The organism is Alteromonas portus (assembly GCF_005117025.1).
Lineage (GTDB): Bacteria > Pseudomonadota > Gammaproteobacteria > Enterobacterales > Alteromonadaceae > Alteromonas > Alteromonas portus.
This window is the reverse complement of record NZ_SWCO01000029.1, coordinates 1-982: the sequence shown is the minus strand read 5'-3', so window position 1 is coordinate 982 and position 982 is coordinate 1. Positions and strand designations below refer to the sequence as shown.

Annotated in this window: 1 protein-coding gene; it reads right to left on the bottom strand. The window is 46.1% G+C overall.

Annotation, left to right across the window (positions count from 1 at the left end; genetic code table 11):
• Positions 1–10 precede the first annotated feature (10 nt).
• A partial coding sequence (gene tuf, locus E5672_RS19950; RefSeq protein ID WP_069945015.1) for an elongation factor Tu occupies positions 11–982 on the bottom strand: 972 nt, incomplete at its 5' end.

The window sequence follows — 982 nt, the reverse complement described above, 5'->3', positions numbered from 1 at the left end:
TAAGTCTAGATTAGTCTAGGATCTTAGATACAACACCAGCACCTACTGTACGACCACCTTCACGGATTGCGAAACGAAGACCTTCTTCCATCGCAATCGGAGCAATTAGCTCAACTTTGAATTTGAGGTTGTCACCAGGCATTACCATTTCTACGCCTTCTGGAAGCTCTACAGCACCAGTTACGTCAGTTGTACGGAAGTAGAACTGTGGACGGTAGCCTTTGAAGAATGGAGTATGACGGCCACCTTCATCTTTAGATAGTACGTATACTTCTGCTTCGAAGTTAACGTGTGGAGTGATTGAACCAGGCTTAGCTAGTACTTGACCACGTTCAACTTCATCACGCTTAGTACCACGTAGAAGAACACCAACGTTCTCACCTGCACGGCCTTCGTCAAGAAGCTTACGGAACATCTCAACACCAGTACAAGTAGTCTTAGTAGTGTCTTTAATACCTACGATTTCTACTTCTTCACCAACCTTGATGATACCTTGCTCAACACGACCAGTTACAACAGTACCACGGCCTGAGATTGAGAATACGTCTTCGATTGGAAGAATGAACGGCTTGTCGATTGCACGCTCTGGCTCTGGGATGTATGAATCAAGCGCTTCACCAAGCTCGATGATTTTCTTTTCCCACTCTGCGTCGCCTTCAAGCGCTTTAAGAGCTGAACCTTGGATAACTGGTAGGTCATCACCTGGGAATTCGTATTCGTTAAGAAGTTCACGAACTTCCATTTCTACTAGCTCTAGAAGCTCTTCATCGTCAACCATGTCACACTTGTTCATGAATACGATGATGTAAGGAATACCAACCTGACGACCAAGTAGGATGTGCTCACGAGTCTGTGGCATAGGGCCATCAGTCGCAGCAACTACTAGGATACCACCGTCCATCTGAGCAGCACCAGTGATCATGTTTTTAACGTAATCAGCGTGTCCTGGGCAGTCTACGTGAGCGTAGTGACGAGTAGGAGT